The sequence below is a fragment of the Herbaspirillum sp. B65 genome, assembly GCF_000333555.1.
GTDB classification, from domain to species: Bacteria; Pseudomonadota; Gammaproteobacteria; order Burkholderiales; family Burkholderiaceae_D; genus Herbaspirillum; species Herbaspirillum rubrisubalbicans.
Genome location: NZ_BADI01000174.1, coordinates 1 through 2,289 on the forward strand (window position 1 = coordinate 1; position 2,289 = coordinate 2,289).

The 2,289-nt window shown below is 65.8% G+C and carries 2 protein-coding genes and 1 pseudogene; all 3 read right to left on the minus strand.

Going from position 1 to position 2,289, the window contains the following annotated elements:
* Window positions 1-314 (minus strand): annotated as a pseudogene (locus tag I5W_RS04330) (DNA recombination protein RmuC); the annotation flags it as partial.
* 24 nt (window positions 315-338) lie between these two features.
* Window positions 339-740, minus strand: a complete 402-nt coding sequence (locus I5W_RS04335; RefSeq protein WP_044528317.1) for a group II truncated hemoglobin — start codon at window positions 738-740, stop codon at window positions 339-341.
* Window positions 741-821: 81 nt separating this feature from the next.
* Window positions 822-2,289 (minus strand): ABC transporter permease (locus I5W_RS04340; RefSeq protein WP_044528318.1); only part of this gene is annotated, 1,468 nt, incomplete at its 5' end.

Sequence of the window (2,289 nt, forward strand, 5' to 3'; positions counted from 1 at the left end):
CAGTTGCTGGGCAAAGCCGTCGATCTGCTGTTCTGCAAGGTGGCCACGCTGGACATCTGCGTGGCCAGGGTCTGCTGCAACTGGCGAAAGTTGGCGCCCAGTTCCTGGCGCGTGCCCTGGGCACTGACCTGGACCTGGCTGCGCAACTCGCGCTCGATGCGCTCGCCGGTGTCCTGCTGGTGGCGCTGCAATTCCTGCTTGAGCTGCAGCAGCGCCTCTTCCATCTCGCCACCATCTTCATGGCGCTGGCCCGAGCGCAGCAGGATCAGCAGTTGCAATACGAGGCCGACCACGATCAGGCCGGCCAGGATCATTTCGAAACTCGTCATCGCTGGCCCTTACTCCGGCTTGTTGCGCATCCAGTCGGCGGTCTGATAGAGCGCCGCCAGCAGGCGTTTCATCAAGTCTTCGGGCAAGCCCACATCCTGCATGGCCCAGGTCATGCAGCGCAGCCACTGGTCGCGCTCGGAGATGCCGATGGGGAAAGGCAGATGGCGCGCACGCAGACGCGGATGACCGAATTTTTCCATGTACAGGCTGGGCCCGCCGGTCCAGCCGGAGAGGAACATGTAGGTCTTTTCCCGCGAAGCCTCCAGCGAGGGCGGGTGCAGTGCGCGGATGCCGGCAAATTCCGGCTCCAGATCCATCAGGTCGTAGAAACGATCGACCATCTCGCGCAGCTTCTCAGCGCCGCCGATGAGTTCGAACGTGGTCGGTTGGTTGGGGTCTTCGATTTGCATAAGACCGCCATGATACCGCAGCCAGACTGCCGTGTCGGCGCAGTCCGGCGGCCCTCGCCGGCTTTCTTGATCTGCTTCGGATCAGGCTTCGCGCAGGGTCTGCAAGGGCGGACGCCGCAGCACGTGGCGCAGTCCGGCCCAGCCGCCCAGCGCCGAACAAGCCGCGCCCAGTCCCATGCCGGCCACCCACACCAGCGGGCTGAAACTCCAGTCGAAATTGAACACGTAATGCGCCAGCGCCCAGCCGATGGCGGCCGCCCCACTGGCCGCCAGCAGGCCGGCCAGCGACCCCACCAGCAACACCTCGATGCGCTGGGCGGAGGACAGCTCCTGGCGGGTCGCCCCGAGGGCGCGCAACAGGCCGGCCTCGCGCACACGTTCATCCTGCGACCCTGCCAGTGCAGCGTACAGTACCAGTACACCTGAACACAAAGTGAACAGGAACAGGAACTCGACAGCAGCAATCACTTGACCGACCACTTCCTGAATCTGTCTCAGTACACTTCCTATGTCCACCACGGTCAGATTGGGGAAGTCACGCGTGAGGGTATTGCCCAGCGCTTCCTGTGCGGGAGTCAGGTGCACCGCCGTGATCCAGCTTTGCGGCGTATCGCGCATCAGGGTCGGGTTCAGGATCACGAAGAAATTGACCCGCAGCGAACCCCACTCCAGCTTGCGCAGGCTGGTCACGGGCGCCTCGACCAGTTGCCCGGCGATGTCGAATTGCAGGCGATCGCCCAGCTTGATGCCCAGGGTCTGGGCCAGCCCCCGTTCCACCGAGGCTTCCGGCTTGCTGTCGTCGTACCAGCGACCCGCCACGATGCCATTGCCGGGCGGGATGTCGGGCATGGTCGAGAGATTGAATTCACGATCCACCAAGCGCTTGGCGCGGTCTTCCTGGTAATCGGCGGCCGTGATGGCGCGGCCATTGATCTGCACCAGCCGGCCCCGGATCATCGGGTACAGCGCCACATCCTGCACCCCGCCCTGGCGCAGTGCATGCTGCACTGCCTGGCGCTGGTCGGGCTGGATATTGATGATGAAGCGATTGGGCGCATCGGCCGGCGTGGCCTGGCGCCAGGCGCCGACCAGGTCGCCGCGGATCACGGTCAGCAGCAGCAAGGCCATCAAGCCCAGCCCGAGCGCCACCACCTGCATCACCGCGGCCGCCGGCCGGCGTTGCAGGCCGTCGATGGCGAAACGCCAGCTCTGGCGATCCACCAGGCCGCGCAAGGCGCGCAGCGCACGCAGGCACAGCCAGGCCAGCAGCGCGAACAGACCGAAGCCGCCGAGGAAGCCGGCGATGGTCAACAAGCCCAGCTTGAGGTCACCGGCCTGCCACAGCAGCAAGCCCGAGAACACCAGCGTGCCCAGCACGTAGCTGGCCACGGTCAGCGCCTGCGGAGCGCCCTGGTCGCGCCGGATCACACGGTTATGCGGCACGTTGCGCAATTGCAGGATGGGCGGCAAGGCAAAGCCGACCAGCAGCAGCAAGCCGGTAGCCACGCCCTGCAACGCCGGGGCCCAGCCCGGGGCGGCAAGGCGGTGC

Excerpts from the sequence above, each read along its gene's own strand:
- I5W_RS04335 (WP_044528317.1), bottom strand. The coding sequence starts at position 740 with ATGCAAATCGAAGACCCCAACCAACCGACCACGTTCGAACTCATCGGC.